This is a genomic window from Dasania marina DSM 21967, assembly GCF_000373485.1.
Lineage (GTDB): Bacteria > Pseudomonadota > Gammaproteobacteria > Pseudomonadales > Dasaniaceae > Dasania > Dasania marina.
The window spans coordinates 638,665-663,104 of sequence record NZ_KB891585.1; the positions used below are offsets into that span (position 1 = coordinate 638,665).

Genomic DNA, 24,440 nt, shown 5'->3' on the forward strand with positions numbered 1-24,440 from the left:
TTACACAAAGGCGAAATCATACCATAAAACCCCAGTAAACCCACAGCTCTTAATCGCTTTTGTCTAAGCCCTAAACCGCTACCAGCATTAGAGTTTTAGCCCCAGCAGTACACCTTTAGCTTTAAATACCGTTATACTCGCGAGCATTCGTTTGCAGGGCGACCGGCCGCTGCAAAATCGCTCACTGGTAACCCAACAGAAATCGCTTATTTAATGAACAGCAACAGCCCGCAAACCGTCGACAGCTTAATACACGCGGAGTGGATTATCCCCATACGCCCCGCCAACACCCAGCTAAAACATCACAGCATCGCAATAAAAGATGGCGTTATTGTCGACCTATTACCCACCAAACTAGCCAAGCAACAATATTGCAGCGCCAACACCCATGAGCTAGCACAACAACTACTCATGCCCGGCCTAGTGAACGCCCACGGCCACGCCGCCATGAGCCTGTTTCGCGGCATGGCCGACGATCAAGACTTGCACAACTGGCTACAAAACCACATCTGGCCTGCCGAAGCGCAATGGGTAGATGCTGAATTTGTTAAAGATGGCTCACTATTGGCCATAGCCGAAATGCTGCGCTCGGGCACCACCTGCTACAGCGACATGTATTTCTTCCCCGATGCCGCCGCCGAAGCGGTGCAAGACAGCGGCATACGCGCCCAGTTTTGCTTTCCCGTATTGGACTTTGCCAGCACCTGGGGCAGCGATGCCGATGACTACATCAGTAAAGGCCTAGCTGCCCGCGAGAAATGGCAGCACCAGCCACTACTGAATTTCGCCTTTGGCCCCCACGCCCCCTATACCGTGAGCGACCAGCCTATGTCGCGCATAGCCGCCTTGGCAGCCGAGCTAGATATAGGCATACAAATACATTGCCACGAAACCCAGCAGGAAGTGACCGACGCCATCAACAAGGATGGCGAACGCCCGCTGGCTAGGCTTAACCGCCTAGGCCTGCTAGGCCCTAGCACCCAGCTGGTACACATGACGGTTTTAAACGACGCCGACATAGAGTTAGTGCGCCTAAGCGGCGCCCACGTGGTGCACTGCCCCGCCTCCAACTTAAAGCTGGCCAGCGGCTTTTGCCCCACCCAGCAATTATTGGAACTAGATATTAATGTCGCCTTGGGCACTGATGGCGCCGCCAGTAATAACAACTTAGATTTGTTCAGCGAAATGCACATCGCCGCGTTATTAGCCAAAGCTACCAGCGGCAATGCTGCCGCACTGGGCGATTGGCAGGCACTGGAAATGGCCACCTTGGCTGGTGCCAAAGCACTGGGGCTAGACCATAAAATTGGCAGCTTAGAAATAGGTAAACAAGCCGACCTTATCGCCATAGACATGAGTAATATAGAGCAGCAGCCTATCTACCAACCCATCTCGCAGCTGGTTTACACCCATAGCGCCGGCAATGTTAAACACAGCTGGATAGCGGGCACCCAGGTATTGCATAATCGCCAGCCCACCCAGATAAACCTCACCCAACTGGCACAAAAAGCCCAGCAGTGGCGTGATAAAATTCAACCCGCATAGCACTAAACTGCAGCGGCACAACGAATAAGAGAGCACAGCGTGAGCAACGTAGACCCACAGGAAATTGCCAAATTTGAAGCCTTAGCCAGCCGCTGGTGGGATAGAAACAGCGAGTTCAAGCCACTGCACGAAATCAACCCGCTGCGCGCCAACTATATAGATGAGCGTTCACCGGTAGCCCAGCGCACCCTTATAGATGTCGGTTGCGGCGGCGGCATCTTAAGCGAAGCCATGGCCCAACGCGGCGCCATAGTGACCGGCATCGATATGGGCGCAGCCCCGCTAGCGGTAGCCAAGCTGCACGCCTTAGAAAGCCAAGTGACTATTGACTACCAACAATGCACTGCCGAAGAAATGGCCGAACAACACCCCGCCAGCTTTGATGTCGTCACCTGCCTAGAAATGCTGGAGCACGTACCCGATCCCAGCTCGGTCATCAAAGCCTGCGCCCAACTATGCAAGCCCGGCGGCCATATCTATTTCTCTACTCTCAACCGCAACCCCAAGTCATATTTGTTTAGCATTATCGGTGCCGAGTATCTGCTTAAACTGCTACCTAAAGGCACTCACGATTACGCCAAATTTATTAAACCCTCAGAGCTGGCCAGCGCCATACGCGAGGCGGGTTTACACTTAGAGCATATGACAGGCATGGTCTACAACCCCATCACTAAGCAGTATCGCTTAAAAGACGGCGACGTAGATGTTAACTACTTAGTACACACCCGCAAGCCCTTAGCAGAATGATACAACTACAAGCCGTACTGTTTGACCTAGATGGCACCTTACTAGACACCGCCCCGGATTTTTTTGTGGTGGTTAATCAGCTGTGCCAGCGCCATGGCTGGCCGCAACAGGATTACGCCAGTGTGCGCAACACGGTATCCCACGGCTCGCGTGCGCTAATCACCTTGATCTCGGGGGTAGAGCCCGATGCACCGCATTTTGAAAGCCTACGCAACGAGCTGCTGGCGCTATACATAGATCATATCGCGGTAAAAACCACCTTCTTTGACGGCATGGAAAACGTACTCAACTGGCTGGAAAGCGAAAACATACATTGGGGTATAGTCACCAACAAACCCCGGTTATACACCGAGCTATTATTAGCCCAGCTGCAACTAGCGCAACGCTGCGGCACCGTGGTTTGCCCCGACGATGTTAGCGCCACCAAACCCGACCCCGAGCCCTTATTTTTAGCCTGCCAGCAACTCAATATAACCCCCGCCAGCAGCCTTTATGTGGGCGACCACCGCCGCGACATAGAAGCAGGCCAGCGCGCAGGCATGCAAACCGTGGCCGCCAACTACGGCTATATAGACCACAGCGACCCTGCCCACAGCTGGGGTGCCAATTACTTAGTCGAACACGCCAGCGAACTGCTGCCACTGCTGCAAAACAAACAACTGTTCTCACTATAAAACCGCCAGACTACAAGAGACCCTCATGAACACCGCCCAACACTACCAAGCCCCCGCACAACTACTTAAAGATCGCATAATCCTAGTCACCGGTGCTGGTGCCGGCATAGGCCGCAGCGCTGCCCTCAGTTTTGCCCACCACGGTGCCACGGTAATTTTATTAGGTAAAACCATCGCCAAGCTGGAGGCGGTATACGATGAGATAGAGCAAGCAGGCTACCCGCAGCCGGCGATTTATCCGCTGGACCTCAAAGGTGCAACTATGAGCGACTACCAAGACATGCACGATAGCCTAGCGCAAAACTTCGGCCGCTTAGATGGCCTACTGCACAACGCTAGCGTATTAGGCGATCGCAAGCCCATAGCACAGAGCAATGTTGATATCTGGCAGGAGGTGATGCAGGTTAATGTCAACGCTGAGTTCATGCTTACCAAAGCCCTGCTACCACTGCTAGAAGCCAGCGATAGCGCCTCGCTTATTTTCACCTCATCGGGTGTGGGGCAACAAGGCCGCGCCTATTGGGGTCCTTATGCGGTATCGAAATTTGCCACCATGGGTTTGATGCAAGTGCTGGCCGACGAGCTGGCTAACACCAGTAATATCCGGGTAAACGCCATCAACCCCGGCGCCACCAACACCGATATGCGCCGCAGCGCCTACCCCGCCGAGCAGCCCACCAACAACCCCGAGCCCGAAGCCATTATGCCTAGCTACCTGTATTTAATGGGTGCCGACAGCGCCGAACTTAACGGCCAGATTATCAACGCCCAAGGTTAGTCCTAAACAGCCCGGCAACATTGCCTAGCTGGGCCCCTTCCTATTTTCGGACCTGACCCCTCACCTTGCCCGCCTCCTCGCATTGCCCTTAGCACTCAAACTCCCAGCCCTCAGCCCAGCGGCAAACTCTAGCGGCAGCAAATTGGCTAACGGCAGGGATGGCATTGCCGCATTGACCGCCAAAATACCGTCATCGCACTAAGCCCTCGCTCAACAACTCAAACAATTTCAATAAGTTACGATAATAGAGAGCAATTGGCATGGTTTTCGCTTATTCAACACAAAGCCTATAAAAGCGGAATGGAAGCGCTGCAGGCAGATGCAATGAATCAAAGGCGCTAACCCCATGGCAAACACCCTACAACGCCAGCCTGGCAAACTCATAACAGAGAACTTTATCTTTGAGGGCGCTGTTGGCTCACTGCATGAGCCACAGCACCCCGGCCGCGACGTTTTGTCTAGCCAAGACCTGCAACTGCACATCAGCCAGTTACTACAAACCAGCCTAGAGCTGGAAAAAATACTGCACCTATTCCACAGCGAAGTGCAGCAACACTTAGCCGTGGACAGCTTAGGTTATCGCAATGAGGACAGCTGTATCGTGTTAGATTACGGCAGCAGCCGCCAACACAGTTGCCATTACAGCCTGCAAATTAATAGCAGCCGCCTAGGGGATTTAATCTTAACCCGCAGCAAACCATTCAATAGCCACGAACTCACCTTTATAGAAGCACTGATCAGCAGCCTAGTGTGCCCCATACGCAACGCCCTGCTCTATAAAGAAGCTGTCTCAGCAGCACTGAAAGATTCGCTAACCCAAATAGGCAATCGCGCCGCCTTAGAAACGGCACTGGAAAGAGAAGTAAGCTTAGCCAAAAGACACCAGCACCCTTTCTCACTATTAGTACTGGATATTGATTTCTTTAAACAGATTAATGATAAATACGGCCACTCTGCTGGTGATGTAGTCATAGCAGGCCTAGCCCACACGCTTAGCGAGTGCTGCCGCGAAACAGACACTTGCTATCGTTATGGCGGCGAAGAATTTGTATTACTGTTAAACCAAACCAACAGCCATGGTTGCCTGCAGATAGCCGAACGCATACGCAGCAGCGTTGCCGAAACTATTTTTGCGCATGAAGAGCTGACAATGAAAGTCACCGTCAGCATAGGCGCGGCCACCCTACAAAGCCAAGACAAAACCTTCGAGCTATTCAATCGCGCCGACAAAGCAATGTATAAAGCCAAACAACAAGGCCGTAATATCGTGGTATCCGTTGATAGTTAGTAGGGTTAATCTTTAGCCCTACTAACTCGTACAACTACATCTGCAACTACAACGAAACCATCACAGCGCAAGCGGGCAACAGCAACTTATGCCTGCAAGCTTTTCGATACCACTTCGTAGACATCTTTGGATAGTTTTTCCTCTCCCATAATGCGCTGCAAAGCGTCACGCATTAGCGCTGCACTGTCATTTTTATACTGTTTCCACTTAGTGAGCGGCCCCAATAAGCGCGCGGCAATTTGTGGATTTAAGGTATTGAGGATAATGATTTGATCCGCCAAAAACTGGTAACCACTGCCATCCGTTTGATGGAAATTGACTGCGTTAGCGGTAAAGGCCCCTATCACTGAACGTACTTTATTGGGGTTTTTAATATCAAAGGCCTGGTGCGCCATTAAGGCCTGCACCCTATCCAGTGTACCTGCCAAGTAACAACCTGCTTGCACCGATAACCATTGGTTAACCACCAAGGCCTCAGCCTGCCAGCGCTGGTAGAAATCGGCTAAAGCGTTTTGTTTTTGTTGTTCAAATGAGCTGTTCACCAAGGCGGCTAAAGCGGCCATGCTGTCTGTCATATTTTGTGCTTGCTGGTATTGTGTCAAACATAAATTTAACACCTGTTCATTTTCCAACAGCATTAAATAATGTAAGGCCGTATTTTTAAGACTACGCGCGGCAATTTGTTGCTCATCAGCTTGGTAAGCCACGGTTAGCACATTAGCGTTATAACTATCCCACAGTAGCTCTTGCAACTGCTCGGCAATTTCAACTCTGGCAGTCATGCGGGCCACGTGTATAGCTTGCACGTCGGCCTTTTCCATAATGCTAGCCATATAAGCCTCAGAGGGCAGGCTTAACATTAGCGCCACCATCGATTTATCTAACGACTCATCAGTGAGCAAGTGCTCATAGGCGGTAATCAAGCGGTGGTCTAATTGCATATCTTCACCAGCCTGATGGGCGGCAATCATATCTTTTAGCGCTAACACCCCCAACTGCTGGCAGGCATCCCAGCGACAAAAACCATCGCTATCGTTGCTCACTAAAAACATTAACTCATCGCGGCTGTAGGCAAACTGCAGCTGCACCGGTGCGGAAAAACCACGCAGCAAACTAGGCACCGGTTGCTCGGGTATGTTTTCAAATACAAACTGTTGCTCAGCCTCGGTCACATCCAACACCAGCTCGGTGTTGTCAGCGGTATCGGGGTTAGGTGCAGCACCCTGTAACTGCAAACGCAAAGCGCCCGCTTCGCCCAGCAATGCCATGGCCAGCGGTATATGAACCGGTTGATTGTGTTGCTGCGCCGCTTTGTAATACTGTTTAACGGTTAAGGTGTAGCGGCTATGTTCTGCTGAATACTCGCCCGTAACATGTAACTGCGGCGTGCCCGCTTGCGAATACCAACACCTAAACTGACTTAAATCTTTGCCGCTGGCATCTTCCATGGCCTTAACAAAATCTTCACAGGTGACTGCTTGGCCATCGTGGCGATCAAAATATAAATCACTGCCTTTTCTAAACAGCGCATCACCCAATAGGTGAGCAATCATGCGGACAATTTCAGCGCCTTTTTCATACACGGTAACGGTATAAAAATTAGAAATTTCCATAAAAGATTCAGGGCGTATGGGATGCGCCATGGGGCCGCCATCTTCGGCAAACTGTACGGTGCGTAAAAAATTAACATCCTCTACCCGCTTGACGGTGCGTGAACCCATCTCGGAGGAAAACTCGGCATCTCTATAAACAGTGAAGCCTTCTTTTAAACTCAGCTGAAACCAATCTCTACAGGTAACCCGGTTGCCGCTCCAATTGTGAAAATATTCGTGGGCGACTATCGCCTCTACCCGCTGAAAGGTGGCATCGGTAGTGGTTTCGGGTTTAGCTAACACACAGGAGGTATTAAAAATATTGAGGCTTTTGTTTTCCATGGCCCCCATATTAAAGTCATCTACCGCAACGATATTGAAAATAGATAAATCGTATTCGCGACCAAAAGTTTCTTCGTCCCACAACATAGAGCGTTTTAACGACTGCATGGCGTGATCGCATTTATCCAGATCTTTGGCTTCAACAAAAATGCGCAGCGTCACGTCTTTACCGCTACAGGTGGTGAAGCTATCTTCTATAAATGCTAAGTCACCAGCTACCAGCGCAAATAAATAGGCGGGTTTTTTAAAGGGATCTTCCCAGGTTACCCAATGGCTGCCATCGCTGTTTTCACCCGAGGCCACATTATTACCGTTAGATAACAACACCGGGTAGCTAGTTTTATCCGCCACTATGGTGGTGGTAAACAAGGACATGACATCAGGTCTGTCTAGGTAGTAAGTAATTTTGCGAAAACCTTCAGCCTCACACTGGGTGCAATACATTTTGGATGAGCGGTACAGGCCTTCTAAAGAGGTATTCTGCTGTGGTTTGATTTCGGTAACACATTCCAACGTAAATTTATCGGGAACGGTAAATAGCGTTAGCGTCTCTTCATCGACCTTATAAGCCTCTGGCGCTAACGCTAGCCCATCAACAGACACCGACTGCAAGCGCATATCCTGGCCGTGTAGCACTAAGCTAGCATCCTGCACAGTGGATTCGGCATTGCGGCGCATACTTAGCCGCGAGCGTACCGTAGTCTCCTCGGCAGCTAAAGTAAAATGCAAGTCACTGTGGTCAATTAAAAACTCGGGGACTTGATAATCTTTTAAAAAAATAGTTTTGGGTTGTGAATCACGCATACTAGGCTCCACGATGTAAGCTAAGCTGGCCAGCTTAGCTTAAGCAAACAATTGAATTTGATAGGCAGTAAATTTTCGTATATTAATCACGCCGCTATCTAATATTAAATATTGGCCTTTAATACCTTGTAACACGCCCTCTACGGTAGCGGTTTTATCTAAATTCAAGGAAGTGATTTTTGTTGGGTAGGTTTGTACAGGGTAGTCTATGTCTACCAGCTCGGCATCGCTAAGCATCTGTATCGCTTGCACCCCGTGTTGCTGTTGCAGTTCATTGATTTGCCCTTGGCATTCAGCAAAGAGCTGATCGCGCTTGGCGATTAAATCTAGCGGCTCTACCTCGCCTTTGAGCATTTTGCGCCAATTGGTTTTATCAGCCACATGATCTTTAAACACCACCTCTACCAGCCCCGATTGCAGGCGATTAGACACTCTGAATATGGGTAAGGCCTGTATCGCACCTTGATCCATCCAGCGGGTGGGGATTTGATTGCCACGGGTAATGCCCACTTTCACGCCAGTAGAGTTGGCTAAGTACACATAGTGATCCTGCATACAATGGGCCTCACCCCACTCTGGCTCGCGACAGGTGCCGGCAAAGTAATGGCATTTTTCGGGGCTCATAATGCAGGTGTCACATTGCGCTAGCTTTTTAAAACAGGGATAGCAAAAGCCTTGGCTAAAACTCTTATTAGATTTACGACCACAGTGCTGGCAAAAAATACCGCCCTCGTACTGTAGGCTGATGTGCTTACCCACCAGCGCATTCATGTCTATAGCGTGATCACCTATGGCTAGGGTATAGGCCACCATAGGTTGACCATCGACTTGCTGTAATGAGGTTTGCATTTTGCGCAAAGCGCCCTCGGCTATGAGTTCTGGCAACCGACTTCTCCTGAGTGATGTTATTCGTTATTGATGACTACGGACTTACTTCTACGGGCATACTGCTACAAGTTTACTGTCACTTACTTTGCTGCCACTTACTTCACTGCCATTTACTTTATTGCCACTTACTTTATTGCCACTTAAGAGGCTCAATGGCTAGCGGGTCGGGCTGGTCGTCACACTGCTCGCCCTCAGCTTTGCTGCCTCGGTCTATGTAACCTACGCGCTGCTCTGCGCTGACATGCTTTTGCTCATAGGCAATAACCGCCGCCATGCAGTGGGTTTTTTGCTCGGCACTGACAAGCTGGCCATCAGGCCATTTGCCTATTTCTATGGCACGTTTAAAATTTTGATAAACATCGGGAGTGAGTTGGGCGACAAGCTCATCGTAGCCCATGGTTTGCTTCGTCATTGGAATTACCACATTGCATCTATAACAGCGCGGGATTATACCACCCTATCAGCGGCTATGGCTTGCTACTGTTACTGCGACGATCTATAAATGCCGCGGCACCTGCTATCAACAAGCCCATTAACAAGCCTCCCACATGGGCGGCATTGGCCACTTCGCCCAAGCCCAACAAACGAGTGAAGCCCATGAGGCATAGCACTAGCCATACCAACATAAAGACTACAATGGCGTTGGGAATATGCATACTCTTGTGCGGCACTAGTACACTCCACAGCCAGCCGTAGCCTAGTAGGCCGTAAATCACCCCCGACATACCACCAAAAATAGCTGCCCCGGCAACCATGGCCTGCGCTAGGTTTGAGCCCAGCGCCACCAATAATATCAAGCCCAATAACTTGGTGCTGCCCTGTATATATTCAACCCTACGCCCTAAATCCCACAGCCACAGCGTATTAAAAACCACGTGTAGCAGGGAAAAATGCAGAAAAATCGGGGTTAATACCCGCCATAACTCCTGCTTAGACAAGATCAGGTTGTAGCTTGCGCCTTCGCGGACCACAGTAAAAAAGGTTAACTCTGCCGCCAGCCCCAACTGCGCATCAAAGCGCACCAGTAAATAACCCAGCACACTGAGCACAATAAAAATTAAGGTGACGGGTAAACGCAAAAAACAACGCCAGGGAGAAGGTGCAGGCTTGCTGCTGGAAAGCGGCTTTGACTCCGGCCATTGCAACGGCCCCTCTTGCAGGGATTTATACGCTAGTGCCACCTGCTGGGCATCCTGTTCACTAGCCACTAGCAGAAGTTGCTTATCCTCTTGCACCACGATGCGGTGCCGCAGTTTTTGCTGCCACAGCAGACGACTGAACTCAGCCAAGTCTTCACTGAGCTCCACCGCTATTACTACATACTCCGCCATAACAACTCCCAACCACCACTAAGGCTAATCGCCCAAGCGTGTACTCCAGCCTAATTTGCCCCGACAAGAAGCATAAAAGCTATGGCCCGGCGGATGAATAAGAATCAGCTTATGCGACTTTTTACGTATATGAACACAGTCGCCGGGGCTGGCGGTTATGGTCACTTGACCATCGCAGGTGACCGGCGGATGTATTTGATTGCTGCCATGTATGGTGATTTTAATTTCACTATTGCCATCCACCACTATAGGGCGGCTGCTTAAGGTATGGGGGAACATAGGCACTATGCCTATAGCGTCTAAGCTGGGGTGCATGATAGGCCCGCCTCCAGACAGAGAATAGGCGGTGGATCCGGTAGGCGTGCAGACAATTAAGCCGTCTGAACGCTGGTTGTAAACAAAGTCATTCTCTATAGCCAAGTCAAACTCTATCATCCGCGCCGAAGTGCCCGAGTTGACCACCACATCATTGAGCGCATCACCTTGGCCTATCACTTTACCGTTACGCATAACCACCACGTCCAGTAAAAAACGCTTTTCTACGCTGTAGTTGCCTTTTAGCACTTCAGTAACCGAGGCTTCGATTTCGTCAGGCTTAATATCAGTTAAAAAACCTAGGCGACCACGGTTTACACCCAACACCGGCACACCGTATTTGGCCAACATTCTGGCGGCACCGAGCAAACTGCCATCACCGCCCACCACAATAATTAAATCGCAGCTCTCGCCCAACTCTTCATTACTGCTGATTTGTAAATTTTTATTGGGGAACAAGCCTGCGATTTGCCTAGAAAGTATCACGGTTAACTGATTGGCTACTAAAAAATCAGTGAGCACCTTTAAAGACTCAGGTACACCTTCGCCATCCCTGCCGGTAATGCCTATATTTTGAAAATGATGCATAACACTGATAACGCCAATAAGATAATAGGCGGGCATTGTATAAAAACAATGCCCGTAGCACCATCTTACCACTAGGGGGCACAGAATGTATTTTCACGCGCTAACTAGCGGCGTGTTCGAAGCCGCCACTTAACGACAGTACCTCAATACCTTCATCCATTAAAAAATGTGCTGCCGCATCACTGCGCCTACCACTATTACAGTAGACAATATGCAATGTCTCTTTATCGAGCATACGGGACTTTAACTTGAGTATATTGAGCGGCATATTTAACGCACCTTCTATATGGCCGTTTTCGTATTCATCCTGAGTACGCACATCCACCCATACCGCCTGCTCTTCTAACTTAGCCTGACTAAAACTGACTCGCTGCACCTGCGGCATTTTCAGCAAGATGTGAAAATCTTTTTTATCTAGGCGCATCAGTACGCCATTGCTAGCCATAATAATGGAGGCATTTCTCACCGCATCATTGACCAGTGCATCCTCACCAAAGCACAGACCCTCGCCTAACTCATTAACCTGTACCGGAGCTTGCCGACCATCGGCGGACTGTAGCACCTTAACCACACCCTCCTTAATAACGTAGCAACAATCACCCACTTCACCTTGGCGTATCACCGTATCGCCTGCCGAAAAATAACAGGGCTCAAATTTGTTGAGGATTTGCCCGATGTTCATGGGCGGCACTTTATAAAATAAATTGGATTTTAATAGTGTGGTCATCCACTGCGCGTCTTCATCTAAGCCGCGGTCAGAGGAGACGCTAAGGGTAATATAATGACAGGCTTGATCCCAGGCAATCATGCCATCTAAGCGGTCGTTATTAAAACGTATCAGGTGGCAATCTTGCTCAGCCAGCACTGTTTCGCGGCGAGGCTGATAATGCAACAGCGGAAAACGGCACTCGGGCTCATCGGCAGCTAGGCTGCGCAGCTTTTCTTTGCCCGCCCAAATAGAAACCGAACCGCTTAATAAATACACATGGTTATTATCGTAATCACCCTCGGCAAAAAGCGCCTGCCCTTTGCATATCACCTCTATAGAGCACTCACGCAACAGGGTATCTAGGTGATCCAGGGTTAAGGCATTAACCGGCACTAGGGTGTTTAGATGACGCTTATCAAAATGTTCAATATTGTTCATAGCTTATTATTGTCTCTTTTATACGCTAGGGAGCGACTACTGCACACTCTTACAGCGTAGCAAACTGTGGCAAAGCTGCCTGTTAGAAGCTGCTCCTAGTAAGAAGGCCACCTATAGGTATTTTTCCATTAGCGGCTGCATACCTCGCAAGCCCTGCATACCACCCGTGTGTATAGCAACCATACGGCTGCCCGGGGCAATATCCCCTGAACGAATCATAGCATCCAAGGCAAAAAAAAGTTTGCCGCTATAGACCGGCTCCAGCGCCAGCGGAAAACCCTCAATAAACTGCGCCAAGGCACGATCACACTTGGCATAGCCGCCACAGTGATAATCGTGTAACAACTGCCACTGGCCATGAGGCGTAGTGGCCGCTGCAGCTAGATGCGCCTGCACTTCCGCCTCTAAATAGCCCTCGCCCTTCAACACCGCCACCCCCAACACCTGCTTACTGGGCGGCAAACCTAACACCACACCGGCCAGTGTTGCGCCGGTGCCACAGGGCAGCATAACGGTATCGTAGCCGTCGCCTAAGCCCTGCTGTATATGTTCCGCTATTTCGACACAGCCCTGTACCCCTAAGGCATTGCTGCCACCTTCGGGAATAATCCACGCATCGGGGTATTGCTGCCGTAAGCCCTGTAGATAATCCTCATCCACGCGACGCTTATAATCACTACGACTCACAAACTGTAACGCCATACCCCAAGTTTGCGCATCCGTTAAGGTAGGGTTATTGGCTGCACTCTCCTCACCACGAACAACCCCCAGCGCCTCCATACCACACTCTTTGGCCGCATAGGCTAGGGCATGAATATGGTTAGAGTAGGCACCACCAAAACTCAGTACCCGGCTATAACCCTGCGCCTGGGCATAGGCAAGATTATGCTTGAGCTTAAAATATTTATTCCCCGATAGCTGTGGGAAGAATTGATCTAGCCGCAATACCGATACCGCCACCTGGCTATCCTGCCAAGGCGGGTAAGCTATGGGTTCAACCGCCGCGTAGGCTTGCGCAGGACTTAACATAAAAACTAAGCCTGTTCTTTTTTGTCGGCATGCAAGGCAGCAAAGTCATGCTGCGAACAGCGGTCACTGTCATTGGGAATAAAATCTGCAGGGCGTTCAACTTTAGTAATGGGCTCACCGCACACCGAGTCATCCACCTTATGGCGACAAACCGGCAACTGATAATGGGCTAGCCACTGCTCGTATAAGGACTGATCCACCCCGTAGCGCTCCGCGACATAGCCGGAGGGGGATTCTAAGTAAGCAAATAAATCTAACTGCGGCACTGACAGGTGATCCAGCCCCGGCTGATAAGCCACAAAGGTAATACCTGCCTGCGCTAATCGGGATAATAATTTATCGCCACCATCACTAAGCAGAGCCTGCCTTTCGGTGCGTAATTGGCTAATTTCCTCACGCAGGCTACCCAGCTGCTCTTCGCGATAAAATAATTCCACTTCGCGCATTTCCAGCATTTCTTTGAGCTCGGCGGTAGCCGTGTCGACAGTGGCGCGCAACTCCTCGGCAAATTTTTGCTCCAGTGCTACCACCTGCTGGGTCTCTATATTTTTGGCTGCCGTCACATTCTGCTGAAACTGTTCGCGCTCGTCATGCAGGTTCTGGGCTTGAGCTTCTAGGGTTTCTTTATAACGGCGACTAACACTTTTTTCGTTTGCCAGCGCCTGTAAGGCCTCGCTATTTTTCAGCGTTAATGCCGCCGCCTCGGAACGGTAGTGTCTATGCAGCTTTTCTACATGCTCCCTAGCTTCAGACTTAAGCGTGGCTATACGCAGTTTTTGTTCGTCTAACAGAGTCGCTTGGCGCTGCTTAAAATCATCTTGTAACTGCTTACGCACAGCGTCATTGGCAGGCGCAGCTTGGCCGGCGGAGAACTGCTCGGATAAAACGGGGATGTTTTGCGGTGCCTGCACAACAGGCTCCGGCTCGATTACGGTTAAACCCAAACGATTGCGCTTTAATAAGGCAGCAATTTTTTCAAAAGTAGTGGGCTTGCTATCAGTCACCGGGTCCCACAGCTCACGCTGATGCCAGGAAACCGCACACTGGCTGCGGCAGGAAAGCTTTATCGCGCCGGCACCTAAATCTGGCCCTCTGGCACCTTTATCGGCCAAATGCTGTAAAGGAATATTCCAACTGTTATCGGCATTACCTTTGCTATCAAAGCCCAGCCTAAAAAAAACTGCTGCAGTGACATTCAGCTGGGTATCTATACGCAGGTATACCGCCGGCACTTGCTGGCCAGCAAACTCGGATATGCCCACCACCCTATCGAGTACCGCCTCAAACTCAGGATATAACATCTCCTTAGTCACATGATTATCTGCCAAGAAAATAATCGCTTCTGTAGTCATACCCGCTCTCGCCCACTCATCCGTAATAGCAGTCTTATTATTAAGCAGCAATAATAACGGCATAACACGCCGCCCGACCAGCCATTTCCGCCTAGTTTAATGCGCACAGCAGCATTTACTGTGACTTATTGAGCAGATTGCTAAATGAAGATGGCAGTAGCAAATCATTAGTAATAAAGATTCACCGCAAAAAAAGACTCTATAGACAAATGACAGACATAAAAAAACCACCTCGTGGGTGGCTTTTTTGCGACTTTCTTGGTTGCTACGCTATAGCGAATGGTGGGTGATGACGGGATCGAACCGCCGACCCTCGCCTTGTAAGGGCGATGCTCTCCCAGCTGAGCTAATCACCCCGCTTCAAGCGTCTGTCGCATACACCTAATAAAGGTAAACCCTTCATTTCGGTTACTTTTCCTAGACATAAAAAAACCACCTCTCAGGTGGCTTTCTTCTATTGCATTGGCGGACCGGACGGGACTCGAACCCGCGACCTCCGGCGTGACAGGCCGGCATTCTAACCAGCTGAACTACCGGTCCTTGCAATACTTTACATTCGAATGGTGGGTGATGACGGGATCGAACCGCCGACCCTCGCCTTGTAAGGGCGATGCTCTCCCAGCTGAGCTAATCACCCTCTGCTTCGAACGTGGGGCGCATTCTACAGTAAACACTTTGCTTGTCAAACGGGTATTAGGATTTTTTATATTTTTTCGTGAATTAAAGCTAATTGCTTGTTTTGCATACAAAAACTGATGGATAAAACGGCACATTGCACGGCAATTAGCCAGCCAATAAGCTGCCCTACTGTATGGATTTTAAAATTCGATATACAGTCTCTTTCTAGGCCTTTATTATGGCGCCGCATTCACACTTAGATAGTTTTATACCTATGGAAATCTACAAAGAATTTACTTTTGAAGCAGCTCACCTACTCCCTCATGTTGAAGTAGGCCACAAATGTGGGCGCTTGCACGGCCACTCTTTTATCGTGCGTATATATGTGGAAGATGACATAAACCCACACACCGGCTGGGTGATGGACTTTTCTGAACTCAAACAACACTTCAAACCTTTGTATGAGCAATTGGACCACAACTACCTCAATGACATAGAAGGTTTAGAAAATCCCACCAGTGAAATACTGGCCCAGTGGATATGGCATAAGCTCAAGCCCACACTGCCCATTTTAAGCCAGGTATACATCAAAGAAACCTGCACCAGCGGTTGCATATACCGAGGCCAATAAAGCCTCTGCGCAGCAATTAGCCGAAAACAAGCCGGGAATTTTACTCACAAAGGAAAAGACGCCGCGCAGGCTGGGGATAAAAGCAGCCAAATAATAATGATGCGCTTTAACTAAAAGCACTAACTCATTGATTAATATAGAAAAACATGTGAAAGAGCAAAAAAACAGCAATGCTTAACATGCTAGGCCCTATAGGCCCGCCAGCATTAAGCAAACAAGTTGTGCACAGTTTTATCCACAGATACTGTGGATAAAACTACGGTAAATCAAAGCCCGCCGACAATAAAGTAACGTACTCCCCCATTTCCTCCATACGGTCATAGGGGCGACGCTTTAATATCTCCCACTCATTTTGCTCTTCGGGTGCTGCTAAATACACTGACATAACATGATGCTGGGTAATAATAATGCCGTGCGAGCCCGCACCTGGCGCATAATCTGCCGCCACTATCATGTCGAACTCGGGTAGGTTTTTACGATGTGCAACCTTGCGAAACTCCATGGAGCGGTTCTCAGAACGGCTGTTATACACCCGCCCTAGCCTGTCGGCGAAACCCTCCAAGGTTAATTGTTCTAATATCGCCATTTGCCGGCCGGCCTTGGCATCACCGCTCTCGGCAACGAGCTCTTCAGCCTCCAAGCTAGCGCTTGCGTCACCTGCCTGTAAGCGGCCTAATAAACTATGTAGCTTTTTAACTTCAGCACTGTCGTGGGCAATGATTTTGCGATAATCGAGCTGCCTAGTCACATTCAACAGAGCGGAAGCTTGTTCGATCAGGATGTCAAAAGGTGGTTTTTTCATAGAAAGCAGGTCTTATTTTTATAAGTATAACGCTGTCGCGCATAGCCAAACTACGCTGTATTCTACGTCTTAGCCCCTCACAATGAAAGACTAGCCCTCTTGCAGCTACCGGTATTAAATCGCTAGATTATTTACTAATTACACTATAATTCCAGCCACTGTCATATTCTTGCAACATTACAGTCACAAAATGCACAGCATTACAGAGCAAACGGTTTTTTATAAAAGCAGCCGCGCCCTGTTACTAGTGATCTATATTACAACGACAAAGATATATCTGGAGAGACGAATGAAAATAAGCAACCTAGCTGTAACCATTGCCGCATTAAGTGGCGTAGCCATTGCAAGCCCTGCATTAGCTGAAAACGATATGACAATATACGGTAAAGCCAACCTCAGCCTTAACCAAGTGGATTTGGAAACCGGCGATGAAGACCAATGGAATCTCACCAGCAATGCCTCACGCATAGGCATTAAAGGCAGTGTTGCAATCAATGACGACCTGAAAGCTATTTATAAAATGGAATACGAAGTCGCCATTGATGATGGTGATGCTGATGGTGACGAATTCAAACAACGCAACATCTACGTAGGCTTACAAGGCTCTTGGGGTACTATCATTGGTGGTAAGCATGACACCCCAACTAAACTAATAGGCAAGCCGGTAGACCGCTTTAATGATTTACAACTAGGTGATATCAAAACTTTATTAGAAGGCGAAAACCGCGAGTCTAATATTGTAATTTACAGCTCACCTACATTCGCTGAAAACTTTACCGCTTCTGCGGCCTTTATTCCCGGCGAAGATTCTGATAACTCAGATAATGAAACCAATGACGGTTTAGCCGATGCCACCTCTATTGCCTTAAGCTATAAAAGCGACTTGCTATACGCAGCTATCGCTAACGATAGCGAAGTCGATGGCTGGGACTTAACTCGCCTAGCGGCTGACTTTACCCTCAGCGACGTCGCTAAAGCTGGTATTATTTTTCAAGATGGTGAAGAGTCAGACGGCGATATTGAGCAAACAGGTTTTATCGTTAGTGGCGAATACGGCATTAAAAAAATCGTATTAAAAGCCCAATACGGCATGAGCACCTATGACTTTGGCAGCTTTGATACGGACCTTACTCAAATCACCTTTGGTGCTGACTACAAGCTGAATAAGCAGGTTAAAGTGTATAGCTACTACTCAATGATAGAGACCGATGTAGAAACCGACACCACTTATGACGACACGGTTTTATCGGCGGGTATAGAAGTTAAATTCTAGACCTATACCGCACGATGATATAGGGGCGTTTATCGCCCCTTTTTTATACCCTCACATTAACCATGGAGCCACCCATGTTCATACGCATATTATTAATCAGTTTAATGGCCGCCACATCTACAGCGGTTTATGCTGAATTTGATGTTGATGATGCCGACTCTTTAGACTTTTCTTCTTTTCACAGCAGTAAAAAAGTCGCCAAGCCGCCAGCGAAAAACAAGCCTAAAACAGCAGCCGCTATAGCATTACAGGCAGAGGGTTTGGTCGTATCCACGCACTACAATCCTGAACACAGCGAGCAAACACTGCATGCGATCGCAGCCCTACATAAGCAATTGGCGCAACGCTGCCCGCAGGGCTGGTTAAAAGAAAAAGAATGGAGTCAATATATAGCAGCCAGCGATTACCAACTGCACTATCAGTTTAGTTGCCTAACCAATTAAGTGCGCGCTCAGGTTAACTCAGGACGTATGCCCTGATAACCGGCATAAAACACTTTGATAGCGGCCATGTCCTGCTCCACATCACCACTGGGGGTAAATAACTTACCCAGCCCCACCGTTTTATTGGCACCATCGACATAAGCCAACACTATAGGTACGCCAGCACCGTGGGCGATATGATAAAAACCGGTCTTCCATGTGGTTACCTTACTACGGGTACCTTCGGGGGTCATAATGACAGCCAAATCATCATGCGCTTGGTAGTGCGCCACCATTTGCTCTACCGTATTACTGGCTAGTCTGCGGTTTACCGCTATCCCGCCCAACCAACGCATAAAACCGGCAAAGGGCTTGGGGAACAAGGAGTCTTTGCCCATCCAGTGTAAATCTGCGCGCACCGAAAAAAGCACTAGCAACATTAGGATAAAGTCCCAATTGCTAGTATGTGGCGCGGCCACTAACACAAATTTAGGTGTGGCCGGCAACTGCCCTGCTATGCGCCAACCTATCAAGCGCAAGATCACTTTAGATAAAACAGTCAATACACTATTAAGTAGCGGCGTACTAAAGATGGTTGAGCGCTTCATTATGCAAACCTATTAATTAACGCCACAGCGCTTAGCCCATTATGGCCACTGCTGCACGTAGTCTTCTAGCGCCAATACCGGCAGTGGCTTATAAGCCCTCGCTGGCGTGCCTATATACAAAAACCCCACGATCACTTCGTCACTGGCCAGGCCTAGGTGACGCATCACGGTGCCATCAAAAGCATTATCACCGGTGCGCCAAACGCCACCGTAACCCATAGCCTGAGCCGCCAATAAAATACTGTGGGCAGCGCAGCCCGCCGATAATAACTGCTCAACAGCGGGTACTTTAGGGTCTTCAAGCTGCTTGGCCACTACCACCACTAGCAAGGGGGCTCTAAATGGGCTAGTGCGGGCTTTATCTTGCTCGGCCTCGGTACTTGCAGGGTTGCGCTGCAGCAAAGCCTCAACAAAGACCTCTGCTAACTTACTGCGGGCCTCACCACTAATCGTCAAAAATCGCCAAGGCCGTAATCTGCCATGATCGGGCGCACGCACTGCTGCCTGAAACAGCGTATCTAATTCTTCAGCGCTAGGGGCGGGCTCACAAACTCTAGGCGCCGAATTGCGCCCCAACAATAAATCTATCGCATTCATAAAAAAATCTCTGTCAACATCTGGACGCATAGTAGAGAGATGCTTGCTTTGTATCAAGTTACTCCACATAACTTTACACAAGAGTTTGGTACAAATCACAAATAGTCTCTATAATTCAGTCAGCGTAATTTTAGCTAGCTTAACAATAAAAATAGGGAGTAGCCTCGGGCGCACGTGAAAAAAACCATCAGCAAACCTGGCCGTACGGTTAGTAGCAATGTTAAACGCCCCATTCCTGTTGCCGGCTTAAAGATAGGCATGTACGTGGCTGAGCTGGACAGGCCCTGGTTGGAAACGCCTTTTTTATTACAGGGCTTTCGCATAGAGTCACTAGAAGATATCGATACACTGGCAGGCTATTGTGACTATGTGTATGTAGAAGAGCCTGAACAGCAGTGGCTAAAAGGCGAACAGCGCACCCTTTTAGAACAACCCACCGCCAGAAAAATTTACCCACAAAACGCCCTCAACAAGCAATCGTTTGCGGTTGCTGGTGCCACCCATAAAAACGCGAGACAACTGACGCGCTCCTTTATGGATGATGTACGCCTAGGCCGCGGCATTAATATTCAAGATGTCAAAACCACCGTATCTGAATGCGTAAAAAGCATTATGCACAATCCCGATGCGTTACTGTGGATGGGCAAGATTCGCCAAAAAGATGAATATACCGCCGAGCACTCCTTAAATGTAGGCTTTTTAGCCATGACCTTTGGCAGACACTTAGGCGCCAGCGAAGAAGAGCTTAACGTCTTAGGCCTGTGCGGCATTCTTCACGACGTAGGCAAAATGAAAACGCCTTTAGAGGTCTTAAATAAAGAGGGCCGACTGACTGCGGAAGAATTTCAGATTATGAAAAGCCACCCAGTCGATGGCCGCGATATTTTATTGAATCATAAAGATGTGCATCACAGTGCTGTCGATGTTTGCTATAGCCACCATGAAGCCTTGGATGGCAGCGGCTACCCGCGCGGCTTACAATCCAGCAACATTTCTGAAATTACTCGTATAGTCACTATATGCGATGTCTACGATGCCATTACCAGTGAGCGCGTGTATAAAACTGGCCAGTCCTCATTGGAAGCTTTAAAAGTACTGTATCAAAACCGTGAAACCAAATTTGATAACCGCTTAGTCACCGAATTCATTGAGTGCATAGGCCTGTATCCACCAGGCAGTATCGTAGAGCTTAAAAATGGCGAAGTCGGTATAGTGATTAGCACCAACTATCGCCATCGCCATCTACCCAAAGCATTGCTAGTGCGCGACAGTAATAAAATGCCCACCAAAGAAACCGTCGTTAATTTAGAGAAAAAAGCGGGTTCTGAAAATAATCTCTATGTTATTAATACGGTATTGGCCAACGGCTCGCACGGCATACGTATAGAAAAGTACATTAAACGAGGCTTAACCATAGAGTAGGCCTTAGCCTCAGTTTAGGCTTGGGTTTGAGCTTGGGCTTTCACCCAAAAAATCAGCAGCGTATTTTTGTATCCACTCCGCTGCGGCCTCATTACCATCCAGCAACCTACCCTCGCGTTCGTAAATCATATTTTTGTACACGTCTATTTGGCACACCTGCTGCACCATACGTGAGCGAAATGATTCCTGCTGATTCAAAAAACACACACCCACTTCGTAGCCACTACTTTGAGGCTTACACCACACCACCTTACCTAAACCGTGGTACTGCGGCGACACGGTGGTGATATCAACGCAAACCTGACAACCTACAGCTAGGTAATGACCAATGTCACAGGCTATACCGCCCTGGCTGACATCGACCATTTCACCGCTAACACAGGCTGTCGTTGGCATACCGCTAACGTCAAAGTCTACTGAGATTTGGATGGGTACATCTGCAGGGTGGCGCATATATTTACGCATACTACCTCCAACAGCTAATAACAGAAGGGCTGTTGCTATAAGTGTAGTGCGCTTATCCATAGGGTAAAGAAAATGCCGCTAATAGCGAGGCTATGCGGCATTTTGGCTGTTGACGATGCGGCTATCAGGCTGACCTTAGAGCATATCCTTATAAGGAGAATCTATATCCAAGTTTACCTGAGCACCAAAACCCGGCACGCCTATGCCGTGGCTATCCATGCTCAAGTCCTTACCACCTAATACATTGTTATCAAACTTATATATCAGCTCAGCGCCACCACTAGTAGCCAGCGCATCATAGGCCGCCGATTGTGCTTTAACCGCCTCGTTGCTGCTTAAATATTGTTGATAAATCTTATCACCGTATTTTTTAGCTAGCATTTTGTGGGCGATGTGCGGCGCCAATATCGGTGCGGAAGCATTGTTGCCACCAAAGCCTTTAGAGTTAAGCACCGCCACATCCATACCCTCAACGCCCACCTCTCGGTGCTGGGTACTAAACGCCAGGTTGCTACAGTGTACGTCCTCGGCAATAGTGTCGATGGTGTTAATACCGGGAATGATACCCTTATTCCACACGCCCAAGCTATTAACCAGCTGATCACCTGAAGACACACCTAAAGAGTGCCCTATATAGGACTTAATCGCCGCGACTGGCCACTGGTTAATGCCAAATTGCTTGGCCACTTCATTCAAAATATGGGATTCAGTAACCCGGTTTTGCGGCGTGCTGCTGCCATGGGCATGTATATACGAGCGCTGCTGTACCGCCTGCTCACCCAAGATAGCCTTGGCCACCGCCATAGACTTCGCCACCGTGAGATAATTGCCTACACCCGGCGATGAGATAGATTTTTTATAGCCATCGGCATTGATAAATACATCGGTGACTGCGCCATACACGGTAGCGCCCAACTCCATCGCCAAGGCATCATCAAATAACACTACAAACTGGGCGGATTCGGCGATAGTAAAGCCGCAGTTATGGCCAAAGGGCCTGACTGCCCGGCGGTTATCGGGAGTATCGCTGCCATCCAGCGCCATCAGTTCAGCATCTGTGGCCAAGGCCCCCATAGCAGCATAACCCGCCACCACATCAGGGTTAATCGGTGCTTCGCTACCGCCTACTATCACCACTCGTGAGCGGCCCTCACGTATTTCATTCACGCCCTGACGCAGGTTATATAAAAAGCTGGCGCAAGCGCCTAGAGTGGCACCGGTAGTACCCGTACTCCCTATCACATAGGCATTAATAAAATCGGCAGGCATTTCGGCAAAGCCCAAGGCACAGTTTTTAGAGGTGACGCGGCGGCCATCAAAACGTGAACCTATCATACCGCCAAGGCCATCTGCATCGGATTGCCCCATAGAGCTACCGGCAAACACACTAATTTGATCGGCAGCCACATGATCACGCACTAGATCCCAATCGATACCCAGATTACCCAAGGCATCAGAAGCACCAAATACTGTCATTTGCAGGCCGCGGGGGTGGCTGCGCGAAGGGTATAGCTTACCCGGTTCAAAACCACTGGGTAACTGCCCCGCCGAGCTCACTGCCGTCGCTCTAGGGTCGGGCACTAACATTTCAGTGGCTTGGTGTATCTCTACCTTAACCGTAGCACCGGCTAAATCAGTCACGACCCAGCCTGCAGGCAGGGTATCGGGTAGGTTGCGTCTTTTAGTTTCAAACGTCAGTGGCGTTGCGGCATCAACATCCATAGCCATGCGCTTGTTAAACACTACCGCGTCGGGGTTAAACCAGGCATCTTCTATACGCCTAACTAAGCTATGATCCAGTATGTGCTGACGTTGAGCCTCACTTAGATCCTCACCTGATGAGCTTATATTCATCAACGCAGCGAGGTTTTGGTAGGTATGCTGCGCCTCAGCTTGGGATAGGCTATCGATAATCATACGGCGATAACCATGATGGCCCGAGCTGCGCCCGGCAGAATTAACGCCACCAAAGCCCACAATAAGAGGAATGCTTGTCATAATACCTACGCCTAATTGTCCAAATATCGATAAATCACAGAAAACGTGACCAATCGTCATAATTAACGGCCATTGTAGACCCAGCACCGACTTTAAAACATAAGTAAAAAGACATAAAATAGTTCTTTTTTGCCAAATGTCATCGTGAGACCTGCATGTACACCGTCAGCTTTATTGCTCTGCCCCAATGCCTAGCCTCTAGCATTAGCCTGCCTTTAGAAATGCTGCATGCTGCTGACCACTTTCACCGTAGTCACAACCGCAGCCGCCAATCCCTGCAAATCAATATCGTCAGCACCGGAGCCGACAGCATAGCCACCGCAGGTGGCCTACAACTACTGGCCACCTGTAAGCTAAAAGATGTTAAGCACAGCGATTTAATTATTCTGCCCTCACTGTGGCGTAACCCTCTAAAAATTCTGCGTAAGCAGCCGCAACTGCTTAGCTGGCTGCAACAAATGGCAGCCCAGGATGCCACCATCTGCGCCGTGGGCACTAGCAGCTGCCTACTGGCTGAGGCCGGTCTGCTGGATGGCAAGCCCGCCACCACCCACTGGTACTTCTGCGAGCAGTTTCAACGGCAATACCCCAAGGTTGATTTAAAGCGGCGCTATTTAATCACCCAAGCTGACAACCTTTATTGCGCGGGCAGTGTTAACTCGGTAGCGGATTTAATTGTGCATCTAATAGAGCGACACTTCGGCCCCGAGATTGCGCATTTAGTAGAAGGACAGTTTTCGCCGGAAATACGCCGATCCTTTTCCAGCCACGCCTATGATGAATACGCCAGTAACCTGCACCAGGACGAGCTCATTATTCAAGCGCAAGAGTGGCTGCAACATCACGCCTTAGAAGACATTAGCATTAGCGATCTCGCCGCCTCCCTAGGGCTGGGCATGCGCACGTTTAATCGCCGCTTTAAACAAGCAACTGCCGCCACCGCTTCGGACTACCTGCAAAGCCTTAGAGTGAATACCGCCAAAGAGCTATTACGCACCAGCAATTTAAGTATTGCCGAAGTTGCCGAGCAATCGGGCTATCACGATAGCAGCTACTTTTGCTCGCGCTTTAAAAAGCTCACGGGGCAAACGCCATTGGCCTATAGGAAAAGTGTTAGAGGTAAGCTGTTTAAAGTTAGCGTCTAAACTCCGTGCTTTATAAACTTCGTTTACTGACTATACTTA

The 24,440-nt window shown here is 49.1% G+C and carries 23 protein-coding genes and 3 tRNA genes; 10 read left to right on the forward strand and 16 right to left on the reverse strand.

Going from position 1 to position 24,440, the window contains the following annotated elements:
• Window positions 1-213 precede the first annotated feature (213 nt).
• The 5 genes from B067_RS0112575 to B067_RS0112595 all read left to right on the forward strand — a co-directional run bounded on the left by B067_RS0112575 (window position 214) and on the right by B067_RS0112595 (window position 5,032).
• A complete protein-coding gene (locus tag B067_RS0112575) occupies window positions 214-1,545 on the forward strand; it encodes a TRZ/ATZ family hydrolase (RefSeq protein ID WP_019530442.1) in 1,332 nt (443 codons plus the stop codon).
• 39 nt (window positions 1,546-1,584) lie between these two features.
• A complete protein-coding gene (ubiG, locus tag B067_RS0112580) occupies window positions 1,585-2,292 on the forward strand; it encodes a bifunctional 2-polyprenyl-6-hydroxyphenol methylase/3-demethylubiquinol 3-O-methyltransferase UbiG (protein ID WP_019530443.1) in 708 nt (235 codons plus the stop codon).
• Complete coding sequence (locus B067_RS0112585) at window positions 2,289-2,966, forward strand: HAD family hydrolase (RefSeq protein ID WP_019530444.1); 678 nt, start codon at window positions 2,289-2,291, stop codon at window positions 2,964-2,966. The genes ubiG and B067_RS0112585 overlap by 4 nt, the downstream gene beginning before the upstream one ends.
• A 25-nt stretch (window positions 2,967-2,991) precedes the next feature.
• Window positions 2,992-3,744: a YciK family oxidoreductase gene (locus tag B067_RS0112590; protein ID WP_019530445.1), complete on the forward strand. Its 753-nt coding sequence runs from the start codon at window positions 2,992-2,994 to the stop codon at window positions 3,742-3,744.
• 346 nt (window positions 3,745-4,090) lie between these two features.
• Window positions 4,091-5,032 (forward strand): GGDEF domain-containing protein, encoded by a 942-nt coding sequence (locus B067_RS0112595; protein WP_019530446.1) that lies wholly within the window; start codon window positions 4,091-4,093, stop codon window positions 5,030-5,032.
• An 86-nt stretch (window positions 5,033-5,118) separates the two neighbouring features.
• Here the strand turns inward: B067_RS0112595 and pepN are convergent, their stop codons facing one another.
• From pepN to B067_RS0112650, 11 genes are all read right to left on the reverse strand, one after another.
• Entirely contained in the window at window positions 5,119-7,770 is a 2,652-nt protein-coding gene (gene pepN, locus B067_RS0112600) for an aminopeptidase N (RefSeq protein WP_026244629.1), read from the reverse strand.
• Between the two features lie 39 nt (window positions 7,771-7,809).
• Entirely contained in the window at window positions 7,810-8,655 is an 846-nt protein-coding gene (locus B067_RS0112605) for a DUF2797 domain-containing protein (RefSeq protein WP_019530448.1), read from the reverse strand.
• A 133-nt stretch (window positions 8,656-8,788) separates the two neighbouring features.
• On the reverse strand, window positions 8,789-9,070 hold the full coding sequence (locus tag B067_RS0112610) for a YeaC family protein (RefSeq protein ID WP_240472860.1): 282 nt from the start codon (window positions 9,068-9,070) through the stop codon (window positions 8,789-8,791).
• A 55-nt stretch (window positions 9,071-9,125) separates the two neighbouring features.
• The gene (locus tag B067_RS0112615) at window positions 9,126-9,989 is read right to left on the reverse strand and encodes a rhomboid family intramembrane serine protease (protein WP_019530450.1); all 864 of its coding nucleotides are present in this window, start codon (window positions 9,987-9,989) and stop codon (window positions 9,126-9,128) included.
• A 24-nt stretch (window positions 9,990-10,013) separates the two neighbouring features.
• A complete protein-coding gene (locus tag B067_RS0112620) occupies window positions 10,014-10,928 on the reverse strand; it encodes an NAD(+) kinase (protein WP_019530451.1) in 915 nt (304 codons plus the stop codon).
• Between the two features lie 64 nt (window positions 10,929-10,992).
• Entirely contained in the window at window positions 10,993-12,039 is a 1,047-nt protein-coding gene (locus tag B067_RS0112625) for a cyclic nucleotide-binding domain-containing protein (RefSeq protein WP_019530452.1), read from the reverse strand.
• A 111-nt stretch (window positions 12,040-12,150) separates the two neighbouring features.
• Window positions 12,151-13,068, reverse strand: coding sequence for a 1-aminocyclopropane-1-carboxylate deaminase/D-cysteine desulfhydrase (locus B067_RS20420; RefSeq protein ID WP_019530453.1), 918 nt, complete (start codon window positions 13,066-13,068; stop codon window positions 12,151-12,153).
• A 5-nt stretch (window positions 13,069-13,073) separates the two neighbouring features.
• Window positions 13,074-14,483: a hypothetical protein gene (locus B067_RS0112635; RefSeq protein ID WP_019530454.1), complete on the reverse strand. Its 1,410-nt coding sequence runs from the start codon at window positions 14,481-14,483 to the stop codon at window positions 13,074-13,076.
• A gap of 217 nt (window positions 14,484-14,700) precedes the next feature.
• A tRNA-Val gene (locus B067_RS0112640) sits at window positions 14,701-14,776 on the reverse strand.
• 107 nt (window positions 14,777-14,883) lie between these two features.
• Window positions 14,884-14,960: transfer RNA gene (locus tag B067_RS0112645), tRNA-Asp, on the reverse strand.
• Between the two features lie 21 nt (window positions 14,961-14,981).
• Window positions 14,982-15,057: transfer RNA gene (locus tag B067_RS0112650), tRNA-Val, on the reverse strand.
• Between the two features lie 255 nt (window positions 15,058-15,312).
• Between B067_RS0112650 and queD the strand changes: the two genes are divergently transcribed.
• Window positions 15,313-15,669, forward strand: a complete 357-nt coding sequence (gene queD, locus B067_RS0112655) for a 6-carboxytetrahydropterin synthase QueD (RefSeq protein ID WP_035802227.1) — start codon at window positions 15,313-15,315, stop codon at window positions 15,667-15,669.
• A gap of 256 nt (window positions 15,670-15,925) precedes the next feature.
• On the opposite strand, the gene B067_RS0112660 is transcribed toward queD, so the two are convergent.
• Window positions 15,926-16,471: a hypothetical protein gene (locus B067_RS0112660; protein ID WP_019530456.1), complete on the reverse strand. Its 546-nt coding sequence runs from the start codon at window positions 16,469-16,471 to the stop codon at window positions 15,926-15,928.
• Window positions 16,472-16,760: 289 nt separating this feature from the next.
• Here B067_RS0112660 and B067_RS0112665 point away from each other — a divergent pair, with 289 nt between their 5' ends.
• Together B067_RS0112665 and B067_RS0112670 are read left to right on the forward strand one after the other, a co-directional pair.
• Window positions 16,761-17,744, forward strand: a complete 984-nt coding sequence (locus B067_RS0112665; RefSeq protein WP_019530457.1) for a porin — start codon at window positions 16,761-16,763, stop codon at window positions 17,742-17,744.
• 74 nt (window positions 17,745-17,818) lie between these two features.
• Entirely contained in the window at window positions 17,819-18,187 is a 369-nt protein-coding gene (locus B067_RS0112670; RefSeq protein WP_156820825.1) for a hypothetical protein, read from the forward strand.
• Between the two features lie 8 nt (window positions 18,188-18,195).
• Here the strand turns inward: B067_RS0112670 and B067_RS0112675 are convergent, their stop codons facing one another.
• Window positions 18,196-18,774, reverse strand: coding sequence for a lysophospholipid acyltransferase family protein (locus tag B067_RS0112675; protein WP_019530459.1), 579 nt, complete (start codon window positions 18,772-18,774; stop codon window positions 18,196-18,198).
• 39 nt (window positions 18,775-18,813) lie between these two features.
• The gene (locus B067_RS0112680) at window positions 18,814-19,371 is read right to left on the reverse strand and encodes a nitroreductase family protein (RefSeq protein WP_026244633.1); all 558 of its coding nucleotides are present in this window, start codon (window positions 19,369-19,371) and stop codon (window positions 18,814-18,816) included.
• A gap of 174 nt (window positions 19,372-19,545) precedes the next feature.
• Between B067_RS0112680 and B067_RS0112685 the strand changes: the two genes are divergently transcribed.
• On the forward strand, window positions 19,546-20,793 hold the full coding sequence (locus tag B067_RS0112685; RefSeq protein ID WP_019530461.1) for an HD-GYP domain-containing protein: 1,248 nt from the start codon (window positions 19,546-19,548) through the stop codon (window positions 20,791-20,793).
• Window positions 20,794-20,802: 9 nt separating this feature from the next.
• Here the strand turns inward: B067_RS0112685 and B067_RS20425 are convergent, their stop codons facing one another.
• Together B067_RS20425 and B067_RS0112695 are read right to left on the reverse strand one after the other, a co-directional pair.
• On the reverse strand, window positions 20,803-21,258 hold the full coding sequence (locus B067_RS20425; RefSeq protein ID WP_169335574.1) for a PilZ domain-containing protein: 456 nt from the start codon (window positions 21,256-21,258) through the stop codon (window positions 20,803-20,805).
• A gap of 135 nt (window positions 21,259-21,393) precedes the next feature.
• Complete coding sequence (locus B067_RS0112695) at window positions 21,394-23,256, reverse strand: beta-ketoacyl synthase (RefSeq protein ID WP_026244634.1); 1,863 nt, start codon at window positions 23,254-23,256, stop codon at window positions 21,394-21,396.
• Window positions 23,257-23,411: 155 nt separating this feature from the next.
• Here B067_RS0112695 and B067_RS0112700 point away from each other — a divergent pair, with 155 nt between their 5' ends.
• Window positions 23,412-24,401, forward strand: coding sequence for a GlxA family transcriptional regulator (locus B067_RS0112700; RefSeq protein ID WP_019530464.1), 990 nt, complete (start codon window positions 23,412-23,414; stop codon window positions 24,399-24,401).
• Window positions 24,402-24,440 lie beyond the last annotated feature (39 nt).

Excerpts from the sequence above, each read along its gene's own strand:
- B067_RS0112575 (WP_019530442.1), top strand. The coding sequence starts at position 214 with ATGAACAGCAACAGCCCGCAAACCGTCGACAGCTTAATACACGCGGAG.
- B067_RS0112585 (WP_019530444.1), top strand. The coding sequence starts at position 2,289 with ATGATACAACTACAAGCCGTACTGTTTGACCTAGATGGCACCTTACTA.
- B067_RS0112590 (WP_019530445.1), top strand. The coding sequence starts at position 2,992 with ATGAACACCGCCCAACACTACCAAGCCCCCGCACAACTACTTAAAGAT.
- B067_RS0112595 (WP_019530446.1), top strand. The coding sequence starts at position 4,091 with ATGGCAAACACCCTACAACGCCAGCCTGGCAAACTCATAACAGAGAAC.
- pepN (WP_026244629.1), bottom strand. The coding sequence starts at position 7,770 with ATGCGTGATTCACAACCCAAAACTATTTTTTTAAAAGATTATCAAGTC.
- B067_RS0112610 (WP_240472860.1), bottom strand. The coding sequence starts at position 9,070 with ATGACGAAGCAAACCATGGGCTACGATGAGCTTGTCGCCCAACTCACT.
- B067_RS0112615 (WP_019530450.1), bottom strand. The coding sequence starts at position 9,989 with ATGGCGGAGTATGTAGTAATAGCGGTGGAGCTCAGTGAAGACTTGGCT.
- B067_RS0112620 (WP_019530451.1), bottom strand. The coding sequence starts at position 10,928 with ATGCCCGCCTATTATCTTATTGGCGTTATCAGTGTTATGCATCATTTT.
- B067_RS0112625 (WP_019530452.1), bottom strand. The coding sequence starts at position 12,039 with ATGAACAATATTGAACATTTTGATAAGCGTCATCTAAACACCCTAGTG.
- B067_RS20420 (WP_019530453.1), bottom strand. The coding sequence starts at position 13,068 with ATGTTAAGTCCTGCGCAAGCCTACGCGGCGGTTGAACCCATAGCTTAC.
- B067_RS0112635 (WP_019530454.1), bottom strand. The coding sequence starts at position 14,483 with ATGCCGTTATTATTGCTGCTTAATAATAAGACTGCTATTACGGATGAG.
- queD (WP_035802227.1), top strand. The coding sequence starts at position 15,313 with ATGGAAATCTACAAAGAATTTACTTTTGAAGCAGCTCACCTACTCCCT.
- B067_RS0112660 (WP_019530456.1), bottom strand. The coding sequence starts at position 16,471 with ATGAAAAAACCACCTTTTGACATCCTGATCGAACAAGCTTCCGCTCTG.
- B067_RS0112665 (WP_019530457.1), top strand. The coding sequence starts at position 16,761 with ATGAAAATAAGCAACCTAGCTGTAACCATTGCCGCATTAAGTGGCGTA.
- B067_RS0112670 (WP_156820825.1), top strand. The coding sequence starts at position 17,819 with ATGTTCATACGCATATTATTAATCAGTTTAATGGCCGCCACATCTACA.
- B067_RS0112675 (WP_019530459.1), bottom strand. The coding sequence starts at position 18,774 with ATGAAGCGCTCAACCATCTTTAGTACGCCGCTACTTAATAGTGTATTG.
- B067_RS0112680 (WP_026244633.1), bottom strand. The coding sequence starts at position 19,371 with ATGAATGCGATAGATTTATTGTTGGGGCGCAATTCGGCGCCTAGAGTT.
- B067_RS20425 (WP_169335574.1), bottom strand. The coding sequence starts at position 21,258 with ATGCGTAAATATATGCGCCACCCTGCAGATGTACCCATCCAAATCTCA.
- B067_RS0112695 (WP_026244634.1), bottom strand. The coding sequence starts at position 23,256 with ATGACAAGCATTCCTCTTATTGTGGGCTTTGGTGGCGTTAATTCTGCC.
- B067_RS0112700 (WP_019530464.1), top strand. The coding sequence starts at position 23,412 with ATGTACACCGTCAGCTTTATTGCTCTGCCCCAATGCCTAGCCTCTAGC.